At 58.9% G+C, this 19,621-nt stretch carries 23 protein-coding genes and 3 tRNA genes; 13 read left to right on the forward strand and 13 right to left on the reverse strand.

All coding sequences use genetic code 11. The annotated features are described in order from the left end of the window. Window positions 1-2 precede the first annotated feature (2 nt). Both WDN02_RS16825 and WDN02_RS16830 read right to left on the reverse strand, forming a co-directional pair. Window positions 3-284, reverse strand: coding sequence for a type II toxin-antitoxin system ParD family antitoxin (locus WDN02_RS16825; protein ID WP_337294580.1), 282 nt, complete (start codon window positions 282-284; stop codon window positions 3-5). 127 nt (window positions 285-411) lie between these two features. Beyond that, on the reverse strand, window positions 412-972 hold the full coding sequence (locus WDN02_RS16830) for a hypothetical protein (RefSeq protein WP_337294581.1): 561 nt from the start codon (window positions 970-972) through the stop codon (window positions 412-414). A 284-nt stretch (window positions 973-1,256) separates the two neighbouring features. Between WDN02_RS16830 and WDN02_RS16835 the strand changes: the two genes are divergently transcribed. The 3 genes from WDN02_RS16835 to WDN02_RS16845 all read left to right on the forward strand — a co-directional run bounded on the left by WDN02_RS16835 (window position 1,257) and on the right by WDN02_RS16845 (window position 4,444). Then, window positions 1,257-2,450: a hypothetical protein gene (locus WDN02_RS16835; protein WP_337294582.1), complete on the forward strand. Its 1,194-nt coding sequence runs from the start codon at window positions 1,257-1,259 to the stop codon at window positions 2,448-2,450. Then, window positions 2,389-2,820, forward strand: coding sequence for a hypothetical protein (locus WDN02_RS16840; RefSeq protein WP_337294583.1), 432 nt, complete (start codon window positions 2,389-2,391; stop codon window positions 2,818-2,820). The genes WDN02_RS16835 and WDN02_RS16840 overlap by 62 nt, the downstream gene beginning before the upstream one ends. Before the next feature lie 421 nt (window positions 2,821-3,241). After that, window positions 3,242-4,444, forward strand: a complete 1,203-nt coding sequence (locus tag WDN02_RS16845) for a hypothetical protein (protein ID WP_337294584.1) — start codon at window positions 3,242-3,244, stop codon at window positions 4,442-4,444. Window positions 4,445-4,519: 75 nt separating this feature from the next. On the opposite strand, the gene WDN02_RS16850 is transcribed toward WDN02_RS16845, so the two are convergent. Beyond that, window positions 4,520-4,593 (reverse strand) — tRNA-Gly (locus WDN02_RS16850). A gap of 138 nt (window positions 4,594-4,731) precedes the next feature. Between WDN02_RS16850 and WDN02_RS16855 the strand changes: the two genes are divergently transcribed. The 3 genes from WDN02_RS16855 to WDN02_RS16865 all read left to right on the forward strand — a co-directional run bounded on the left by WDN02_RS16855 (window position 4,732) and on the right by WDN02_RS16865 (window position 5,587). Continuing rightward, on the forward strand, window positions 4,732-4,914 hold the full coding sequence (locus WDN02_RS16855) for a hypothetical protein (RefSeq protein WP_337294585.1): 183 nt from the start codon (window positions 4,732-4,734) through the stop codon (window positions 4,912-4,914). Window positions 4,915-4,987: 73 nt separating this feature from the next. Next, window positions 4,988-5,224: a hypothetical protein gene (locus WDN02_RS16860; RefSeq protein ID WP_337294586.1), complete on the forward strand. Its 237-nt coding sequence runs from the start codon at window positions 4,988-4,990 to the stop codon at window positions 5,222-5,224. Window positions 5,225-5,359: 135 nt separating this feature from the next. After that, window positions 5,360-5,587: a hypothetical protein gene (locus WDN02_RS16865; RefSeq protein ID WP_337294587.1), complete on the forward strand. Its 228-nt coding sequence runs from the start codon at window positions 5,360-5,362 to the stop codon at window positions 5,585-5,587. A gap of 64 nt (window positions 5,588-5,651) precedes the next feature. Here the strand turns inward: WDN02_RS16865 and WDN02_RS16870 are convergent, their stop codons facing one another. Beyond that, window positions 5,652-6,470: a DUF4396 domain-containing protein gene (locus WDN02_RS16870; RefSeq protein WP_337294588.1), complete on the reverse strand. Its 819-nt coding sequence runs from the start codon at window positions 6,468-6,470 to the stop codon at window positions 5,652-5,654. Window positions 6,471-6,804: 334 nt separating this feature from the next. Between WDN02_RS16870 and WDN02_RS16875 the strand changes: the two genes are divergently transcribed. Further along, window positions 6,805-7,668, forward strand: a complete 864-nt coding sequence (locus WDN02_RS16875) for an RMD1 family protein (RefSeq protein WP_337294589.1) — start codon at window positions 6,805-6,807, stop codon at window positions 7,666-7,668. Between the two features lie 1,351 nt (window positions 7,669-9,019). On the opposite strand, the gene WDN02_RS16880 is transcribed toward WDN02_RS16875, so the two are convergent. Continuing rightward, window positions 9,020-9,104, reverse strand: a tRNA-Tyr gene (locus tag WDN02_RS16880). A gap of 110 nt (window positions 9,105-9,214) precedes the next feature. Here WDN02_RS16880 and rlmB point away from each other — a divergent pair. Continuing rightward, window positions 9,215-10,069 (forward strand): 23S rRNA (guanosine(2251)-2'-O)-methyltransferase RlmB, encoded by an 855-nt coding sequence (gene rlmB, locus WDN02_RS16885; protein ID WP_337294590.1) that lies wholly within the window; start codon window positions 9,215-9,217, stop codon window positions 10,067-10,069. 42 nt (window positions 10,070-10,111) lie between these two features. On the opposite strand, the gene WDN02_RS16890 is transcribed toward rlmB, so the two are convergent. Next, complete coding sequence (locus WDN02_RS16890) at window positions 10,112-10,510, reverse strand: hypothetical protein (protein WP_337294591.1); 399 nt, start codon at window positions 10,508-10,510, stop codon at window positions 10,112-10,114. A gap of 127 nt (window positions 10,511-10,637) precedes the next feature. Next, window positions 10,638-10,982, reverse strand: coding sequence for a hypothetical protein (locus tag WDN02_RS16895; RefSeq protein ID WP_337294592.1), 345 nt, complete (start codon window positions 10,980-10,982; stop codon window positions 10,638-10,640). Window positions 10,983-11,282: 300 nt separating this feature from the next. Between WDN02_RS16895 and WDN02_RS16900 the strand changes: the two genes are divergently transcribed. Then, window positions 11,283-11,358, forward strand: a tRNA-Thr gene (locus WDN02_RS16900). A gap of 16 nt (window positions 11,359-11,374) precedes the next feature. After that, a complete protein-coding gene (locus WDN02_RS16905) occupies window positions 11,375-11,614 on the forward strand; it encodes a hypothetical protein (protein ID WP_337294593.1) in 240 nt (79 codons plus the stop codon). 26 nt (window positions 11,615-11,640) lie between these two features. Here the strand turns inward: WDN02_RS16905 and WDN02_RS16910 are convergent, their stop codons facing one another. The 6 genes from WDN02_RS16910 to WDN02_RS16935 all read right to left on the reverse strand — a co-directional run bounded on the left by WDN02_RS16910 (window position 11,641) and on the right by WDN02_RS16935 (window position 15,100). Next, window positions 11,641-11,886 (reverse strand): hypothetical protein, encoded by a 246-nt coding sequence (locus WDN02_RS16910; protein WP_337294594.1) that lies wholly within the window; start codon window positions 11,884-11,886, stop codon window positions 11,641-11,643. A gap of 73 nt (window positions 11,887-11,959) precedes the next feature. Beyond that, window positions 11,960-12,739 carry a DUF4239 domain-containing protein gene (locus WDN02_RS16915; protein WP_337294595.1) on the reverse strand — a complete coding sequence of 260 codons (780 nt, stop codon included), beginning with the start codon at window positions 12,737-12,739 and terminating at the stop codon, window positions 11,960-11,962. A 128-nt stretch (window positions 12,740-12,867) separates the two neighbouring features. Beyond that, the gene (locus WDN02_RS16920; RefSeq protein WP_337294596.1) at window positions 12,868-13,473 is read right to left on the reverse strand and encodes a nucleotidyltransferase family protein; all 606 of its coding nucleotides are present in this window, start codon (window positions 13,471-13,473) and stop codon (window positions 12,868-12,870) included. Continuing rightward, on the reverse strand, window positions 13,470-14,171 hold the full coding sequence (locus tag WDN02_RS16925; protein WP_337294597.1) for an XdhC family protein: 702 nt from the start codon (window positions 14,169-14,171) through the stop codon (window positions 13,470-13,472). Before WDN02_RS16925 ends, WDN02_RS16920 begins: the two co-directional genes overlap by 4 nt. After that, window positions 14,171-14,494 (reverse strand): XdhC family protein, encoded by a 324-nt coding sequence (locus WDN02_RS16930; protein ID WP_337294598.1) that lies wholly within the window; start codon window positions 14,492-14,494, stop codon window positions 14,171-14,173. Before WDN02_RS16930 ends, WDN02_RS16925 begins: the two co-directional genes overlap by 1 nt. A 60-nt stretch (window positions 14,495-14,554) precedes the next feature. Beyond that, complete coding sequence (locus WDN02_RS16935) at window positions 14,555-15,100, reverse strand: DUF4142 domain-containing protein (RefSeq protein ID WP_337294599.1); 546 nt, start codon at window positions 15,098-15,100, stop codon at window positions 14,555-14,557. 579 nt (window positions 15,101-15,679) lie between these two features. On the opposite strand from WDN02_RS16935, the gene WDN02_RS16940 reads away from it, so the two are divergent. From WDN02_RS16940 to glnT, 3 genes are all read left to right on the forward strand, one after another. Beyond that, a complete protein-coding gene (locus WDN02_RS16940) occupies window positions 15,680-17,200 on the forward strand; it encodes an APC family permease (RefSeq protein ID WP_337294600.1) in 1,521 nt (506 codons plus the stop codon). A gap of 83 nt (window positions 17,201-17,283) precedes the next feature. Continuing rightward, the gene (locus tag WDN02_RS16945) at window positions 17,284-17,850 is read left to right on the forward strand and encodes a universal stress protein (protein WP_337294601.1); all 567 of its coding nucleotides are present in this window, start codon (window positions 17,284-17,286) and stop codon (window positions 17,848-17,850) included. 343 nt (window positions 17,851-18,193) lie between these two features. Beyond that, complete coding sequence (gene glnT, locus WDN02_RS16950; RefSeq protein ID WP_337294602.1) at window positions 18,194-19,495, forward strand: type III glutamate--ammonia ligase; 1,302 nt, start codon at window positions 18,194-18,196, stop codon at window positions 19,493-19,495. Window positions 19,496-19,621: the final 126 nt, after the last annotated feature.

Consider the following 19,621-nt stretch of genomic DNA (forward strand, 5'->3'; position numbering starts at 1 on the left):
CCTCAGACTTTGCCGGCGCGGGATGATGCGAGCCGCTCGCGGCCGCGGCGCTTGATGTCGTCTTTATCGAACGGAACGCGTTCGCCGCTCCCCCGCCCTTCCCGCCAGAGCTTGCGCAGCTCCTCAATGGCAGCAGCCTTCTCTTGACGCGCCTGCTTCCAGGCGCGCAGCGCGTCGCGAATGACCTCGCTGGTCGAGGCATACTCCCCCCTCGCAATCACCCGCCGAATGTCGTCGGCGAGTTCCGGCGTGAGCGCGATGCTGAGTTTCTCGACAGTCGCCATGACATTTATCCGCAGTATGACTGGGTCATACTACCGCACCGTGTTCGATATTCGCAAGGACTTTTAGCTGACGAGAACTTTTAATGCTCAGCTTCGCTCGATCAGCGGGCGGCGACGCTCGCGGCATTCAGCCGGGTGTTTCGCTCACCGCCGAGATTAGCGCGCTTCCTAACTTCATAATTGGAAACTCATCCAGCTCCTCGGTACGCTTGAGATGGGAATGCACGTCGTGGCGGCGCAAACGCATGGATTTCGGAATTACGTAATCGGCCTTGATTTCGAATTCAGAGCCATAACCTAAGACAATATTCGCGCTCCGAATTACACGTTTTCCCTTTTCGGGCACCATCTTAGCCAGAACCAAAATGCCCGGGTGCATGATTTCATAAGGCTGTCCTGAATCGGTGTAGACTTCAAGCAACAGAGGGTTGGTTTGTCCCGCGGCCTCGATAAGGTTTTTGACGGCTTCACCAAATGTTGTGAAGAGCAGTCTCCGGCAGCTATTTGCAAACAAAGCCCCGGACGATGGACGCCCCGGGTTATGATCGAGAAAATAATGTTCCTTCCCAGAGAGTTCTGGGATGCCACTGCGCAGACTGTCGGCCATTTGAATCGTTTCAACAGATTGCAACACCAAGTCACTCATGGCGGTCGCGATCAGCAGCCTTGCCGCATCGGCTGTCGTCATGTGCGGAGCGCTCGGTCCGCGGCCCCCGGTCGTCAAGCGGCCCGCGAGACGTAGATTCCGCGCATGAAGCGCGACTGTCTTCGCCGGTACGTCCGTGAGTTTGGCCACCAGTTCTATAAGTTCGCCAGACGTTAAAGGCATGCCTCCCCCCGCATATAACCAAGTCATTCAATGTAACGCACCATCAGATTAAGACGCAAATGGTTGACTCCAACTCACTAAACGTTTAGTGGTATGATGTAGGCGCTCGATTCGCGCATCCCACGAAGGTTTTGGAGACAGAAATGGCCTTTGCCCTAAAGTTCCCCGCGGCGCGGACCCGCCTAATTAATGTGCTGGGTGAATTGTTAATGTTTGCGCCGCTCGACCACATTGCCCGCGTCTGCGAGCAGCTCCAGCACGTTGCCGGGCCTGAGGAGCGCGATAAACTCCTCCTGGCTATGGCGCTTAACGGCCTGGTCGCCCCGCCTGAGTTTCAAAACCGCCAAACCGAGGTGCAAGCCGAGCACACCGCCCGCAACGCCCGCCAGCGCGCTGGCATCGCCGCTGCGAAGGAGCGCAAAACCGCCGAAGCGACGAAGAAAACGCCGCCTAACGACGATGGCGAGGACGGCGCGTTGCCGGCGTCGGCGCCCCCCGCCCCGAAGCTGGACCCGCTAAGTGGCGGGGGCACGATCGCCGTCGAACGCGTAGAACCAAGCCTTGACGATCAGCACGATGTCGCGGGCGAACGGGACGTCTTGGACATTTCATACGATCCAATCCTCGCGCCGTCCTATCCGCGGGCGCGGGGCGAAGTCCCCGTCCCGGTGATTGTCACCAGCGAACCGAGCCCCGCCATCCATGCGCGGCGCGAATCGGTTGCGACCGGCGATCTCCGCGACGGTATTGCGGCGTCAAAGGACCGCAAGTCGGCCGAGGCCCAGAAAGAATCTCCGCCCGATGACGCAGAAGGCGGTTCTCTGGCCACCCCGCCGCCGCCGGACCCAAATTCGGGACCGATTGGCGGTGGTGCCGCGGTTGCCATCGAGGCAACGAAACAGGATCTGACCAAGCAAAAGTTGATCGCCGGCGATGCCGTAGTTGCTTCCGACGACGCAGTTTACGCACCCCACCTTCACTCGTCCTTCACCCAGGTTCCGGCCTCGGCGACCGCCAACCCCGAACCGACCCAGGCCTTGCCTCCGCAGAGTTTGGTGGCCGCCGCCGTCGACCGCTATGACGCCGTGGCCGCAACCGGCGGAAATCGTCTTCCTGTTGCCGCGACGCCGGCTCGGGCTTCGACCGAGCACCACCGTGGAGAAAAACCGCATGGCCCGCTCGGCACGCTCGAAGGAAGGCCGCTGGCGCAACACGGTAATGTCGGAAGCTCCACGACTGTTCGTCCGCCCCCGGCTGAGCCGCGTGTTCATCTGAATGTGCCTTCTCGGTCTCATTCCCCTTTTCCGCCGCAGCATCTTGGCAACCAGAAGGACTAAAATCATGCCTGAGCAGAAGAAAGACGCCTCAATCGAAGAACGGACCGGCCTCCCCCGTGAGAAGCAGGCCGAGATGTTCTCTTCTACGGCAAGTGCCATCTTCGTTGCGGGCATTGATAACCGCGCGCGATCCCAAATCTCGGCGAACGAGGCGGTTGATATGGCCATAAGTCTCATTGGCGAAGCATTGAGCAAGGGAGCGTTGTTAGAGCTTGAGAAAGCTTCGCAGGATCCGAAAGCGTATGAGCATTTCTATATCCGTGCGCTGAACAATGCGAACAAACGTATCAAAGACCACGCCGAGGCGGATCAGAAAGCCGAGATCGCCGCGATCAATCTGCTCACGTCGACGCCGCCAAAGATCGGGTGATTCTCTACAGCGTTCTCGTCATGAAAAAGGGTCCGACTATGGAAGCGCCGCCGCGAAGGCTTTGGTTCAATTCGGGGGAACCGTCCCAATGAGCGAGGTTGAGCTCACAGAGTCTGCTGGCACAAAAGTTCGTTGCGTCTGCGGCCGGCGCGATGGGAGGCTCTAAGCGTGCTGCGTTTTCGCGTCGACCCCCGCGATATGCCGGCCGAGAAGGTCGCCCGCCGCCTCGGGCTTTCGGTCGCTCGCTTCGACCAAGTGCTAGAACGCCTGTATTCTCGCGGGTTTCCCCGCCCGGACCCCGACACCGGAATGCACGATAGCAAAGCCGTCGAATTATGGATGGATGCCCGTTCCGGCTTGACCGCGACCACCTCGGGGCGCGAACCTCCAGGCAGTATCAGGGCGCGTCTTGGGGTATGGGATGGGGGAAAAGCGAGACAGGGTGATTAAGATCCCCTACACCCGCGTGATCGCCGGTGTTCGATATTTCGAGCCGCGCGGCCGCATGGTGCAGATGGGCTTTAAGCCCTGCTCGCTCGGCCCAGACTGCGATCGAGCCCGCAAGGCGGCCTGGACCCTTTACGAGCGATGGAACGCAGACCGCAAAGGCAAGCCGGCAAAAAAACAGCAGTCGCGCGGCGAGGAAGCGCGCGAGACGACGTGCCTCGCCCAAATCTATCCCCCCGACTCGATCGGCGAAGCGTGGCAACGCTGGGTCCAGACCAGCGAATGGAGGCGGCTGGCACCGTCGACGCGCCATAAGATCTGGTGGGAGGCCTGGGTCAAGCGCATCGAACCGATTTTCGCGACATCGCATCCTGACGCCGTAACTCTCGAGGATATTTCGGAGTGGAGGCAGCAGATCGAGCGCGCCAGCGGCCTTGATGCGGCCCATAAGGCCTTAAAAACATGGCGGGCATTCTGGCGGAAGATGGTCGCGCTTCGCTACACGACGCTTTCCGATCCCTCGATCGGAGTGGTCAACACCGAACCGAAGCCGCGAAACCAACGTCTATCGCACGGCGAAGTCGTCGTACGCGCGAAAGCGGCGTGGCGTGCCGGCTATCATGGCCTCGCCTGTATCATCATGGTGCTTTTCGATACCGGCTTCGCGCCGGTTGATGCTCGAACACTCCGTGGCCGACACCTCTCAATCGATCCGAAAAACGGACGCTTCTTTATGGACCGCTCACAGGAAGGCCGGCAAAAGACCGGGGTCCCGGTTATCGGAACGCTCTCAAAGTTTGGCGATCATCTCGTGCGTCGCTATTTTGAGATGCGCGGGATCGTCACCGGCGTCGAGCTACACCCGGAGACAGTCCTGTTTTGCATGCGCAGCGGCGTCCCGTATGGCGAAAGCCGGATGGCTGGCGACTACGCCACCGTGCGCGCTATGGTCGATAAATCAGATCTCCGGCAGCTTCGCGACATGCGCCGGTCCGGGGTGATCGAAGTCTTCACCGGCGGCGACGAGAAGGGCGCGAGCCTTTCCACGGAGAAATTCGGCAACTCGATCGACCGCTCTAACCGGCTGTTCAAAACCTACAATCCCGTCGATCTGGAGAAGGTCCGTCAAGCCGATGCGGCGCGCATTGAAGGTAGGCGGCGTCGGAACAAAGGCTGAATGGTTCTTCCGAATTTGCGACCAAATTCGGAAAAATTCCGTTTTCACATCATGCAGTAAGCACTTGATTTTGCTTGGAGCGGGTGAAGGGAATCGAACCCTCGTATTCAGCTTGGAAGGCTGCTGCTCTACCATTGAGCTACACCCGCGCGCGGCGGACTATGCTATGGCGCCAAAGTCATTGCAACCGGCGCCGGCGCAAGCTCGCAGACGCGGCGCGAACGAGGAATAATATGCGACACACGTCAGTCATGCTGGGCATTATCTTTTGTCTGGGGAACGCAATCATGCCGGCCCTCGCCCAGACCGCCGCCGACAAAGACACGACGATCCGCACCACCATCATCATGAGGTCGAAGGCCAGCGAGTGTCCCGCCGGTTTCACGATCTTCCAAATGAACTCCGGCAAGAAGCTGCCGCTCGCCCCGACAATCTGTTTCGTGCGCACGCCGAAACCAGCGAAGGGCTAGCGAACCGCGAAGCCTCGTCGCGTCACGTAAGGTTCATGATCGCAACCTAAGCAGGAGCAGCGGGAGGTGCCCTATGTCTGATATCGCTATCGAACTCGACCAACTTCAAGTCGCATATAAAGCCGCTGTCGAAGCTTGGATTGCCGCCATCCGGGAAGAAGAGACGCTGGTTTCATCCGCGCCGCAATCGATCGAAGATCTGGATGCCTGGGAAGACGCGCATTTCAAGGAAGACGATGCGCGCAACAAGGTCATCGACGCCAAGCATCAACTCGAAGACGCGCTGCGGGAAAAATTCTTCAAGTTCTGAGGAATCGTGGCCGCGCGGAGCGGATTTTGGCCGCTTTCACAATAATTTGCTGGTCCATTCCATCGGAATTCGTATTTGAGTGATTTCAGGTCTGCGCGTTGGCGCGGCCTGAGAAATCTGGAATGGAGCATATTCATGAAGAAGCTGATCGCGGCCGCCTTGTTCGCCTCTCTTATCGTTTCGCCGGCCTTTGCAGAGAGCTTCTCTCTGATCAAGGACACGGTTGGCAATTGCGCCGCCGTCGTTACGTCTCATAACGGCTATCCGGGCATGAAGGTCGTCAGCGACAAGACGTTCTCGTCCTGGGACGACGCCAGCAAGGCGCTCGATAGCGTGAAAGTTTGCAAGACTTTCGTCCGCTAACAAATCGATGGGACCGCCGCTTGCCGGCGGTTCCTTCCTTGGGCGCTTAATTCCGTTGACCGGCTCAAGAGTGCCGCAAAAAGAAGCTGATCACCACGCCCGCAATGAGCGCCAGGAATGACAATAAGGCCATCGCCGGCACGGACGGCCGTGTAGGCCCGCCTGCCCCCATAGACATTTCAGTTTTGACGCCCGGCATATCCATCCCGGCCATGACGTTCGCAGCCACGGCGGCAGGACGGACGGTCATCATCCCGTGTTTGAGATGGTTGGCGACCAGCCACCAATTCATCGGATAGGCAACAATAAAGCCGACAAGAAGCCCCATCGACATGACGAACCAGAAGGCTGGCGCCAGCGGATTCTCCGCAGAGGCAATATGCGCTCTGAGGGCCGCCACCGTCGGGAGCATTCCGGCCATCAAGAGATTCATCGACAGCAGTTCCGCGATGAACGTGGCCGCCAGAGCGCGGCGATAAGAGCCCCCCAAAGTCGCGCGCATGAACAGGGATTGGAAAATCGTCCAGCCAAAAGCGAAGCCCAGAACATATTCGACGATGATTTCGGTCAATCCCGTGAGGCTGAGGACGCTCGAAAGCACGGCACCGGCGAGAATGCCGAGGCCATCGCCAGCCACGCAATGCATCGTCGAGCCCAACGTCTGCCGCCAGCGCACGGCCGTGTAGCGTTCGTGCAGACCGGGCAAGGGTTCGCGGCAACCGAGGACGTAAAGGAATGCGCCGACGACCCCGGCATAGGCAGTCAATAACAAAAATCCCCACTTCAGCACCGGTGATTCCGGCGTAGAGCGAATGTCGATCGCCACGAAGAGCAGCGCCAGCCCCGTCATCAGGAACCACAGCAGCATCACGCCATCCAACATCGAACTCTCCTGCTTCGAAGTGGCTCAGTGCCAGCGCCCTTTTTGAAAACCTTTTGTAATCAGATGATTTTGGGGCGAAGGCTGCAACATGAAAAATCGAGCAGCCCGACTCAGTCCATTCCCGAAATACCGAGAAAATTAAATAAGGAGACGCGACTCGAACCCGTGAAGGCGCGTGCCCGGCCCCCAAACAGCATGGCCACACCTTATGGGGCGCGGCCCGGCGCCGATAACGTGGCTTCATTGGCTCTATTTAGCTCCCAAACGTCGTAAGATCGGTCCAGGCCAGCTCCCGGAACCACAGAAGCTCAGCGAAATTGGATGGCGCAAGAAAATGTCGGACAATACGCAGAACGATGCGATTGATAATGACGGGGCGGCGCCGGTCGCGGCTGGCGCCCCCAGCGCTATCACGCGCGTCCTCGCGCATGCGATCCATGTTGGCGACCGTATCGACGCCACGGGCATTGCGCGCGGCGACATGATCGCAACCGTGCCGTTCGCGACGCGGCTCTCCGCGACCAAATTCATCGCGCTCTACCGCTTCGGCGTGGTCGTCTTTGCCGGTTTGAGTCCGGCCGAGGAAAAAGGCTTTCTCGAGAGAATCGCGGGAAGAATTTCCGGCCGGACGGACGACAAAAACGAAGAAACCGCCGCGCTCGAAATCCGCGCCGATTATGAGGATCGCGTCCAGCCCGGCGGCCCCGTCGAAATCCCCGATCTTTCACCCGCGCGCTTTCTTGTCGTCGCCGATGCTTTGGCAAAATCGGTATCGCTGGCGCGCGACGAGAACAAGCTCGGCGGCGTCTTCGACGCGATCGAGCCCTTCGCCGTCGCACTGGCGCGCACCGGCCGCGCGCCCTGGAACCGGCGCTCGATGCTCAAGCTGATTGGGCAGGCGCTCATCGCGCAGCATCGGATTTCCGGTCGCGTCGCGGTGGAGGAAAAGCCGGATATCCTTTGGGACCACCCCAGCCTCGAACGGCTCTATGCCAGGCTCGAAGACGAGTATGAACTGAACGAGCGCGCCAAGGCGGTGACGCAAAAGCTCAATGTGATTGTCGAAACCGGCCAGACTCTCACCGACATTTTGGACGTCGATCGCTCCGCCCGGCTCGAGGCAATCATCGTCGCTCTCATTTTTGCCGAGACCTTAGTGGCGCTGGTGCAGATTTTTCTGGTCCACGGGCACGGCTGAGGCCGCGGCAACCGACCATTTCTGGAGCCCGCGCTGGAGCGCGGGGACAAGCCCTGAAAGATTAAAAACGTCTTTGGCAATCATCGCCGCGCCTGCTGCCGCCACGGCAAATAGCCGAGCAAGCGGTCCATGGCATAGCAGCCAAGCGTCCAGCCCAAGGCCATGAAAAATCCCCAGACAAACCAGACGATAATTGAGTTAGCGGTAATTGCTTCCTACATCTTTGGCCTCCTACCGAAGCACTAACTCGAGCGAAGCGTATTCGTTGCAACGGACAGCGTGATGTCCAAAGTGGACTGCAGCGTCATTGGTTACGCCGCGCAGCCGTCGGCCCGACGAGAGATAATTGGCAACGGCAAGTTAGAGCAACCTCAGATTCTATGAGTGCAGCAACCGAAAAAGTTATTTACCTACGGTATACTCTGTCTATATCAAGTTGCGTAGTCGAAATATTGAATCTATTAATCAGATTTATCAGCTTTAGTTGCGAGGCATTTCGCTCGGTCCTAGTTGTAAGTAATGAGCGTCGAGCGCTCATTAAGAGGACTGTCCACATGACAAAACTATTGTTGTCCCTTTCTTGTGCAGCCGCTCTCGTCGCGGCTGCTTCAGCATCCGAGGCGATGCCGATCGCCTCCGACGCCGCCGGAGTTTCCGGCGCGCCTATCATCCTCGCCGCGCAAGGTTGCGGATATGGCTGGTACCGGGGTCCAGGCGGCTACTGTCATCGCTTTGGGTATGGGCCTTACCCGGGTGGATACTGGGGCGTGTATCAAGGGAACTGGAACAGCTGCCCTCCGGGATATTGGCGCGGACCTTGGGGCCATTGCCGCGACACGCCGTACCATGGCCGACTGCCCGGTGGCGGGTGGAAATAGCCGAGCGAAGTCGTGCGATCGGCTTTCTGAGGGTCGTCAGCCATCAGCAGGATAAAGAACGCCCCGCTGGGCCTTCATGGCCGAACGGGGCTAAAGCGCGCAATAAGTTTGAGGATAATTGTAACCAGTATTTTCTGGATGAGAGAATGCTCCCCTATTCTTGCGCCAAGCTGACTCTGTCGTCAGGGCTTGGCCTCACCGATGTTCAATTCGCGGACGCCAGGCGAGATCGTCCGACCAAACGTAGATCCCGATCGCGGCCACGAACATGACAGCGCCGACCCAAAACCACGGCGAATGATGAATGCGCCGCCAGTCGCGGCGAGGTGCCTCGGTCCGCCGCGTATGTCTATGGTGATGGTCTTCATTCACGGGCGATCCATATCCTCTGAGATTTGCTAAGGAGGTGCGGGACGCGATTCTAGCGTCCTCGCCATTAGAAATAAGTGAAAAATCAAATTGGTGGGGCAAATTGGTGGGGGAGGTAGGACTCGAACCTACGAAGGCATAGCCAGCGGATTTACAGTCCGCCCCCTTTGCCACTCGGGACACTCCCCCGCACAGCCGCGGCCAGCAGGCAGCTTTGCGCGCGTTGATCGGGCGCTTATGGAAAGTCGGCGGCGCTTCGTCAACCCCTGCGAGGCACGCCACCCAATTAGGATAAGGCCTTGCGCAAAAAGCCTCCCCATTCCGATGCCGGCCGCCATCGCGGCCCGGAAAAAACCGGCACCCGTCCGCCGCCGCGAAGACCCCACGGCCCGGGCAGCAGAGAGGCCGCAAGCGCCGCGCCGTCGTTCCGGCGGCCCTCCTCGCAGGTTGCCGTTCTCTATGGCTTCCACGCGGTGCGCGAGGCCTTGCGGACCAAACGGCGGCGGGCGCTTCGGCTTTTCGCGACGCCCGCAGCAGCCGCGCGGCTCGCGGCAGAATGCGAAGCTGCGGGCATCGTGCCGCAGATCGTCGCGCCTGAAGATATGAATCGCCGCCTCGGCGGCGAGGCGGTCCACCAGGGCGTCATGCTTGAGGCCGAGCCGCTCCCTGCCCGCGATCTCGATGACATCGAATCGAAAAGCGGCATCGTTCTGGTGCTTGATCAGATTACCGACCCGCATAATGTCGGCGCCATCGTGCGCACCGCCGCGGCCTTCGGCGTAGATGCGCTGGTGACCACCGAGCGTCACTCGCCGGAATTTACCGGCACCCTGGCCAAAGCCGCTTCGGGCGGCCTGGAGCATGTCGCCATCGTCAGCGTCGTCAATCTGGCCCGTGCGCTCGAAGAATTGGGCGAGCTTGGCTATCAGAGGGTCGGGCTCGATTCAGACGGCCCCGTATCGCTCGCGGATGCGCCGCTGGCGCGGCCGGTCGCCTTGGTGCTCGGCGCGGAAGACAAAGGCCTGCGGCGGCTGAGTCGGGAGAATTGCGATCTGCTCGCCCGGCTCGACATGCCGGGCGCCATCAAAAGCCTCAACGTATCAAACGCCTGCGCGGTCGCCCTCGCCCTGGTTCGTAGCCGGCTGCCCGGCTAAATCAAAATATGAATTAAGCAGCCTATGATATTGAAATAAATATCAATAGCATTGCGGCGGCGCCGTCCCGTAAATGATGCGCGGTGGGTTGGCGACCGGCTTCTCATCCGTAAGATAGATAATCTTCGGCCGGACACAGTGCGGTTGGGGGGCGTAATAAGCTGGATAATAGACCGCCGGCGGATATGGAGGCGGCGGAAGCGCCCCCGTCGAATCGTCGTCCATCGCGATCGGGTAGCCGGCACCCAGCCAGGCATCATAAGCCCCGTCAACGCCGCCTAAGAAACGATGCGAACGGCTGTGCAGCACGGCGCCATGGCCGATGCGCGGAATGGAAAAGCCATGAGCCGCCGACAAGACAACAAATCTGGACGCCGCGGCGGCGGGGCCAGCCGAGCAAAACCCAGCCAGGACGAAAAACAGAAGAACCTTGATGCGCATGCCACGCTCCCTCGCATCCGCCAAAGGTTAAGAAACCATTAACGGAAACAAGAGGATTAACGCGCCAAAGCCCCCGGGTCCAGCTTTCGACCGGCCAGGACGCGCCTAGAGCACAGAATCAGTTGATTTATTGGCAGACCCGGACGCGCCGGACGACATAGGCGTTGGCATAGCCATCCCAAACCTGCTGCGGCTCATACCAGCAGCGCGGCGGCGGCGGGGGCGGCGGATAGGGCCCGCCCGCGTAGGCCGGCGCGTAATAGCCTGGCGGCGGTGGTGGAGGCGGCGGCGGTGCCGCGGCGGCAGCAGCGCTGCCCGCAATGACGCCAAGAGCGGCGCCGCCAATCAGACCGGCCGCGAAAGCGCCCCCGTCCCCACCAGCTTGAGCCGGCAGAGCGACGGCAGTTACAAGCCCTGCGGCAAGTGCGAGCGCGACGCCCGACTTCAACGCAGACTTCACTTGATCCGACATTTCTCCCCTCCGAAAGCGCGCCGCACGACGCTCTAGAACCTTTTGACCGTCGATCCAGAGGGACTCGCTCGCACAGGCAAACGTCTCTGGTGGCCTACCGACCGGCACTCTCGGCGAAGCTAGGCCGCCATTACGGCAAGGATGCGGCCAATGCCCGATGCGGACATCGGCAAGAACGCGACACTTCCTCAATTTTTCGCAATTTGGTGAAGCTTTACTTAAGATTTTTGGCCGCAGACGCCATTGCCAGCGCGGGCCGACGCTGTTAGCTCCCTGCATCTGGGACACCGCAGCGAGAATGCCGGTTTAGCTCAGTTGGTAGAGCAACTGATTTGTAATCAGTAGGTCGCGGGTTCGATTCCTGCAACCGGCACCAGCTATGGGATGGAATAATGGGCTTGAGAATCATCGCGGCCGCCATCTTTGCGCTGGTTTGTTTCGCCGCCTATTCGCCGGCGAAAGCGCAATATTGGGAAGGTGCCTGCGGCGGTGCGATGCGTGGCTATGATGGCCGCGAATATCCTTGCAGCGCAGATCGCAAGCCCGTTTGCGACGAAAGCGGGCGCTGCGTTTGCCTGACGCGCCGTCAATGTGGCGGACGGCACGATCAAGGCTGGTATGATTCGCAATAAGTTTCGGTGACGCCGATCTATCCATCCTAATGCTCATGTCTGACGTAGCGGACACGACGATAATGATGATGGTGTCGCAAACCCCAGCTTGACGCGATGCCAGGCCCAGCCGTCGCGCCGACCGCAGCCCCCGCGATAAGGCCGAGCGGACCGAAGACGACCGCACCAGCCACGGCCCCGAGCGTTCCATCGACCGCACGTTCCTGCGCCGCAAGTGCAGTCGGCACAGCGATCATCAATAGACCTACGGCCACGAGCCAAGCTTTGCGCATCTTTCCCCCGATTCGAGTTTCTTAAGCCGTCGAACTGGACGCCTGAATTACGGCCTCGGGGCGGCAGCGTGAACTAGGGTGAGAAGTCGTTCAGCACGTGGACGATGGCGTCCGGTGATTCGCGGATCCCGCCGGTGAACGGTCGGTCGAGCGCGACAGCGATCAGCAACTCGGAGAAAATCAGCACGCTCAAAAAGCCGGTCATCAATGTCTGTGCGCGCAGGTTTTTTGTGCCGAAGAAGAAGGTAAAAACGATCGTCAGAACCGCGCCACCGAAGAGAACGATCCAAAGAGGCCCTGGCACGTCACCTTCGGCCGCGCGCAGCCTCGTCCGCCGCGCCTGTGTCAATGTATTAAGCTGATTGAAAATTTCGGCTTTGACCGTTGCGTCGCCTTTCGCAGTCCGGTCATTCGTCAGCAGCGCTACGTAAATGTTGCCGAGATCCGTCCAGGTCGATCGATTCGCCCGCCCCTGCTCCATCGCCGACCATTCTTCGGTGACGATCGATTTCAAATAAACGGTCAGGGCATTGCGCGTCGCGACGGCCTGTGCGGGATCGAGGCCCGGAACCAAATGATAAATGGTTGCCGCAGCGGCTGCCTCCCGCTCGACGGTCGACTCGGCGTCGTTGAATTTTTCCCACACAATGATGATCGAGAAGGCGAGAAGCACGGCATACAACACGCCGACGGTCGCGAATTTGAACCCGGCGACCTCATTGTTCGTGGAAAGGCTCTCAAGGGCCACAAACCGCCGGACGACGAGTGGTCCGAACATAAAGATGATTGTCGGCACAATCAGAATCCAAAAGGTCTGTGCCCAGAGTGGCGCGGTGGTGATGAAATCGATCATACGTGACTCTTTGCGTGGCGGGGCACGACCGGCTCCGCTCCATCTTCACTCATAGGAGCTTGCTTCACTTATAGGAGCTTGGACTTGGGCGAAGATTGCGGCAACCTATTTGACATTTCAACTCGTCATTAATCCCGGGAATCGGCGAGATGGCGCAGATCGTCCGGCGTATCGACGTCGGCGAAAATTGACTCGTCCCACACGGGACATTCGACGACGCCTTCAATCTCCGCAAGAATTTTCCCGGCGCCGCGGTCGCCATCGAGCTTTGCAACCGTAGCAAAAAGCGTCCGCGCGAGAAGGACCGGATTGCCACGACGGCCGGCATAGGTTGGAACGACTGCCGTGGCATTCGGCGCCGCCTCGAATGTCGCAATCAAAGCATCGATCAGCGTTGGTGTAATCAGCGGCATGTCGGCAAGCAAAACGATCGCGCCGCCGGCATCAGCTGGCACGGCGGCGACGCCCGCCCGCAACGATTGCGAGAGTCCTGCGGCATAATCCGGCGCATCGACAAGCCTCACGTCGCAATCCTTGAGCGCCGCCGCTATCGCGTCCCTGGCCAGGCCCGTCACGACGATGACTGGAAACGCGTGCGACGCAAGTGCTGCTTCGGCTACACGGTGCACGAGCGCTGCGCCGCCGAATTGAGCTACGAGCTTTGTCGTCGACCTGTCGTCTCCGAAACGCGTCGAGCGGCCAGCCGCAAGAATAATCGCGGCGATTTTGTTCACGCGCCCTGTTCCGACCGCAGCGGCTTTTGCCGTCGCGCCGCGATCACCTCCGCGATGATCGCAATCGCGATCTCCGTCGCACCCACGGCGCCAATGTCGAGGCCGACAGGCGCATGGATTCGCGCCAGCGCAGCCTCGGGAACATTCTGCGTCCGCAAACGCTCAAGCCGCGCAGCGTTGGTTTTGCGCGAGCCGAGTGCACCGACATAGAAACATTCGCCTGTGAACGCCGCCTTGATACCTTCATCGTCGATATCGGGCACATGCGAGAGCACCACCATCGCGGTGTAGCGATCGACCGGACGCGTCGCAAATACGTCTTGCGGCCATTGCGCGATCACTTCGCAATCTTCAAACCTTTCCGGCGTGGCAAAGGCACTGCGCGGATCGATTACCGTGACGTCGTAGCCGGCAAGACGCGCGATGGGCGTCAGGCCTTGCGCGATATGAACCGCGCCGATAACGACCATGCGCAGCGTGGGCACGCGCACGCGCAGAAAATATGTCGAATCCCCGCTTTCAACTAATGCACTCTTGCCAAGACGGAGCTGCTCACGCAATTGCGGCGCGAGCGGATCGCCATCAACCTCCGTGTCGCGGATGAGACGCTGTGCGCCCGTCGCAATATCGGTAGCGAGTATGGACGCGTGGCGTGACTCACGTTCGGCGTTCATTTCGGCGAGAAGGGCGGCACGCATCAGTCAACGCGCTCGACGAAAATTTTTATGCGGCCACCGCACGACAGACCGGCGCGCCATGCCGTTTCATCGCTAACGCCAAACTCGCGCAGTCTTGGCTGGCCATCCGCGATAACATCGAGCGCTTCGGTGATAATGTCTGCCTCGATACAACCTCCCGAGACCGACCCGACAAAACGGCCATCACTCCCGATGACCAATTGACTGCCGATCGGGCGCGGCGCCGACCCCCACGTCTCGACAACGGTCGCAATGGCAACCTGGACACTTTGCGCGTGCCACGCGAGCGCGGTCCGAAGGATTTCGTCATCAGCAGCGAGCATAAAGGCCTCACGAAATTCGTGAGGCCTTATATCACGCAAATAAACGGAAAAACGAGTTCTTTACTTGTCGAGATTTTGCGCCATGTCGAGATGGCGCTCGATCGTCGGCAAAACGCTGTCGGCAAATTGCTTGAGATCGGGGTTCGTTCCGCCCTTGGAATAGCGCTTGAAAAGGTCAACGGCATCTTTATGCCCTTTGACCTGATCGTCGAGATATTCTTTTCTGAAATCCGCGCCGCTCAGCGACTTGAGCTTATCGAGCAAGGATTGATGCGAATTGTCGAGCACGGTCGGCGGTTTCGCTTTGACTTTGCCTGAATCGATCAGATCTTCCAGTTTAGCGGTGGTCTTGCTGTGATCTGTGATCATATGCCGGGCGAACGTCTTCGTCGCATCGTCGCTGACCTTATCCAGCGCCAGCTTGCTCGATTGAATCTCGAACATGTCGCTGATGCCAGCTTCCGTCACGAAATCCTGAGTCGATGCCGCCCTGCCGATCAAAGAGTTTATGCCGGTCTTTTCAGTCAGCGACTGGGCCTCCACGGATGAACCTAGCACTGGCACGCTCAGTAGAAGAAAAATCGATAAAACAGGAACGGTCCGCATTTTGAGCTCCTTGCATTCAGTCGCACCTGCAACTGGAGGCAAGGGTGAAAGTTCCGGGTGCGCGGCCGCGCTTGCCAAGAGAGTTTTTGATCACCGCTTGATCTCGTTGCGCGTATCATGTTGCGCTCGACTCTCACGCGCTTCGACTCGCGATCTTTACCTACGCGCTGCTCTGATTCAGCAATGGCCGAGTCGAAAACGAAACGCCTGTTTGAAAGCGCGCAGTTCTTCGCTGATCGCTGTGCGATGCAAAAACCGCAATGCGAAAACTGCGCTGCATTGCGAAGCGCAAATGAAAGCTGTCAAACATCGCGGCAAATTGCATCGTAAATAGGCAATGAAATGGGCGCACGCCCACAAAATTTCATTTTGGAAAAAGAGTTTCTTTACGGGAATGATTTTTCGAAGCATCCTGACGTCGTGAGGAAACGACATAAGCAAAAAGCCGGTATCGAGACGTCTGCAATTCCGCGATGAATAAAAAAACAGCATCGCGGTTGGCACGTGCCTAACAAGGCACGCTCGATCGTATGAAAAATAAAAACATCTCGGCGCCGGCAACCAAGGAGCGCGAGACCAATGACAATTCAGTCTGATCAAAGCATAGATATTCATGCAACCGATCACTTGGGCTACAGTGCCGGTGGACTAAAACGCGAGACCGGATGGTGGGGCGCTTTCGTCATCGGCTTGGCCGGCACCATTCTGGTGACGGGCATCGCGCCAGTGATGGTCACCTCGCTCGGCGCTTCGTCGATTCCGATCACCGTCTTCATCACGCTGACGGGTTGGTTGCTCTGCCTCTTCCTTGCCGAACTTGCGGCGATGATGCCGGAGCGCACCGGCGGATCGCCGTCGTATGCCTACCCGGCCTTCGTGTCCCGATGGCCAAAATTCGCCAAGCACGTCAACGGCTTTACGGCCTGGGCTTATTGGCTTGGCTGGTTCCCCGTCGCGCCGCTCAACGTGATCCTGGCGGCCGCCTATCTCGCCGACCGTTTTGGTTTCAACACGACGGCCGGCTTCACCCCAATCCATACGTTCATCGCCTGGTCGACATTGGTCATCTCGGTGATCGGCATCCTGCTGTTCTTCATTCCGGCGTACCGGGGAATCAAGTTCGGTGCTGCCTTCGCCACGGTGCTGGCTTTGCTTTCGATGATTCCGCTGACGTTCATTGCGGTCGCCTGGATTTTCAATCCCGGTGTCGTCCATTTCAACGAACTCGCCGGGTTCAAACACGTAGACGGAACAAGCTTCTTTTCACCGATCAGCGGTTTCAACTGGTTCGAAGTCTACATCGCCTATGGCTTCCTGCTGACATGGAACGTGATCGCGATGGAAGCCGCCGCTTGCTATATCGGCGAGTGTTCCAATCCCGATCATGACGCCAAGATCGCGATGAACCTTGAAGGCGGCTACGGCGTTTTCATCTACACGCTTATCCCAATCGCCTTCATCGTTGTGCTCGGCGCAAAGGCGCTGTCCAACTCCGCCCTTTCGGACCCGAAGACGATCTTCGTGACCTTCGCCGGCAAGATATTCCCCGGCGTCGCGGGACAAGCGTTAAACTGGATCATCGCCGCGATGCTCATCGTGGCGCTGGCGCTTTCCGCGCTCAACGCCATCATGGGGTCGGGTCGCGCGCTCTATCAAATGGCGCTCGACGGTGAATTTCCAACATGGTTCACGAAACTCAACGAACATGGCGTGCCGGCCCGCGCCATGGCCTTCAACGTTGTCTGTTCGCTGCTTGTCGTGCTGGCTGGCGGCGCGGTGGAAATCTACAGCTTTTCCAATGTCGGCTACACGATTTCCTTCATTCCGGTTCTGATCGGTTACTTTCTGCTTCGGCAAGATAAGCCCGAGTTGCGGCGGCCATTCAGATTGCCGGAATTCATGAAATATGTCGCCCTGGCTTTGGCGGTGATTTATTTCGTGTTCTGGCTGTTTGGCGGCCTTTGGTACTCGAAGCTCGGCAATGTTGAGATCTACTATTGGGCCGGCTGGGCAGCGCTCCTCGCTTACCTCCCGCTCTATTGGTACCGGAGGTATGAGGACAAGCGAAAGCCGGCGATCGAAGCCCGTGCGACGTCCTAAGCAGGACGAGACGTAGATCAAGACGATCAGCAGCCTGCGCGGCTGCTGATCGAATCTTTCATCAACCTCGTTTGGATTGCGCCATGGCATTGAAATTCGCGCGGCGCTGGCCCTGGAGCCGGTCGCCGGAACCGCCTGACCCCCAAGACTCCGCGCCGGCTTCCATCCTCCTAGCGTCGGAGGGCGCACCGATAACGCCAGAGGTTTTGGACTTCACGGCGCGTCTGTCGCGAAAGGCACATGCGCCGGTGCATGTGCTCATGATCGCGCGCGTTTGGGGCAGCAGTTTCGGCCTGCCCCATCCAGGTTTGAGGCCGACCAAGCGCGAATGGCAGGCCCAGCGCGACAGAGTCGCTGAAATATTGCACCAATTGCAGCAGCGCGGCGTTGAAGCCACGGCCGCTGTCGTCGGTACGCGCAATGCATCAGGACGGATTTTGGCCGAGGCCAAACGGCGTAGGCCAGGCGCCATCGTCATGGGGGCGCCGCCGCCACTTCATTGGCTGATTGCGCATTTCTTCTGGGAACAGGAACCTTACCGCGTGCGTCGCTTGGCCGAGCCGCCCGTCTACCTTGTCGTCGGAGGTGTACCTGCAACAGGCATGCAATCTGCTCTCGCGCAGAATGGAACTAACGGCGAGGCCATGTGACTCCCTCCTGGCTCCCAAAGCGGCAAATACCAATAATTTCCTGTGACGAAAAATTAGTTCCCTTTAGTTGACGGGAATAATTTTTGCCAATACCGTGTGATAACGGAGGAGATCAATAGTATATGCGCTGCATCGCTCGGTTCCTGACATCCAGGAATCGCCCTTCACTGGTTCGACGAAATCAGTCCTGTGGAAGTGGCGGCTAATGCCGGCCTTGATATCCCGTCTTTGCAGAAATCGTGCCTGCGGTGCATGCGCGCCGATCGACATTCACGCCTTGCCCGGAGCGACAAAACGAGGCGAGCTGAACGCTAATAACCCAAGCTTGGGATAGGAAAAGGACATGTCAAAAGATCTCGAGAAGATCGCGAAAGATCGCGGCATCAAATACTTTCTGATCTCGTTTACCGATCTGTTCGGCACGCAGCGCTCCAAGCTTGTGCCGACGGAAGCCATCACCGCCATGGCCAAGAACGGCGCAGGGTTTGCGGGATTTGCTACCTGGCTTGATATGACGCCAGCCGACCCCGATACGTTCGTGATCCCGGATCCCGACAGCCTCATCCAATTACCGTGGAAAAAAGAAGTCGGCTGGCTCGCCGGCAATCCCTGGATGGACGGCAAGGAAGTCGAACAGGCGCCACGCAACGTTCTACGCCGTCAAATCGCCGCCGCGGCCGAACAGGGCCTGCAAATGAAATCCGGCGTGGAATGCGAATTTTTCCTCATCTCGCCGGCTGGCGATTGTATTTCAGATCCCAGCGATTTCCAGGCCAAGCCCTGCTACGATCAGACGGCTTTGATGCGCCGTTTTGATGTGATCGCGGAAATCTGCGACAGCATGCTCGAATTGGGCTGGAAGCCCTATCAAAACGATCATGAAGACGCCAACGGCCAGTTCGAAATGAACTGGAATTACGACGATGCGCTTGTGACGGCCGATCGACATTCGTTCTTCAAATACATGGTGAAGTCGATCGCCGAAAAGCATGGGCTGCGCGCGACCTTCATGCCAAAGCCCTTCTCGAACCTCACCGGCAACGGCTGTCACGCACACGTTTCGCTTTGGAAGAAGGACGAGAACGTCTTCGAGGATCCGAAGGGCGAACTCGGCGTCTCGAAGCTTGGCTACCATTTCCTCGCCGGCATTCTCGCCAACGCCGAGGCGATGACCGCGCTGACCAATCCGACGGCCAACAGCTACAAGCGCATCAACGGCACGGTCACGCTATCGGGCGCGACCTGGTCGCCGAACACGATCACATATACCGGCAACAACCGCACTCACATGGTGCGGATTCCCGAAGAAGGGCGGTTCGAATTCCGTCTCGCCGACGGCGCAGCCAACCCCTATTTGCTTCAGGCGGCGCTTCTGGCAGCGGGTCTCGACGGTCTCGCGCATTCGCGCGACCCGGGCAAACGGCTCGACATCAATATGTATACGCACGGCCATCTCGTCGAAGGCGCCAAGAAGCTGCCGCTCAATCTGCTCGATGCCTTGCGGGCACTCGAAGCCTCGCCGCTCTTTGAAAAGGCGTTCGGCACCGAATTCGTGACTGCTTACGTGAAGCTCAAAACCGACAATTGGAACGAATATATGCGCCATCTCAGCAAATGGGAGGTCGAGACGACGCTTGATTGCTAGGCTCAAAGGCACGGCAAAGCGCATCTGACTGGATAAGTTTTGCCGTTGCCGTATTATCCCGGTGGATGGATGTAAAAATATCGGCACCAAGGTGCGTCGTACCTTGCGGTTGATATTGCGCGCAAG

Source organism: Methylovirgula sp. (assembly GCF_037200945.1).
GTDB lineage: Bacteria > Pseudomonadota > Alphaproteobacteria > Rhizobiales > Beijerinckiaceae > Methylovirgula.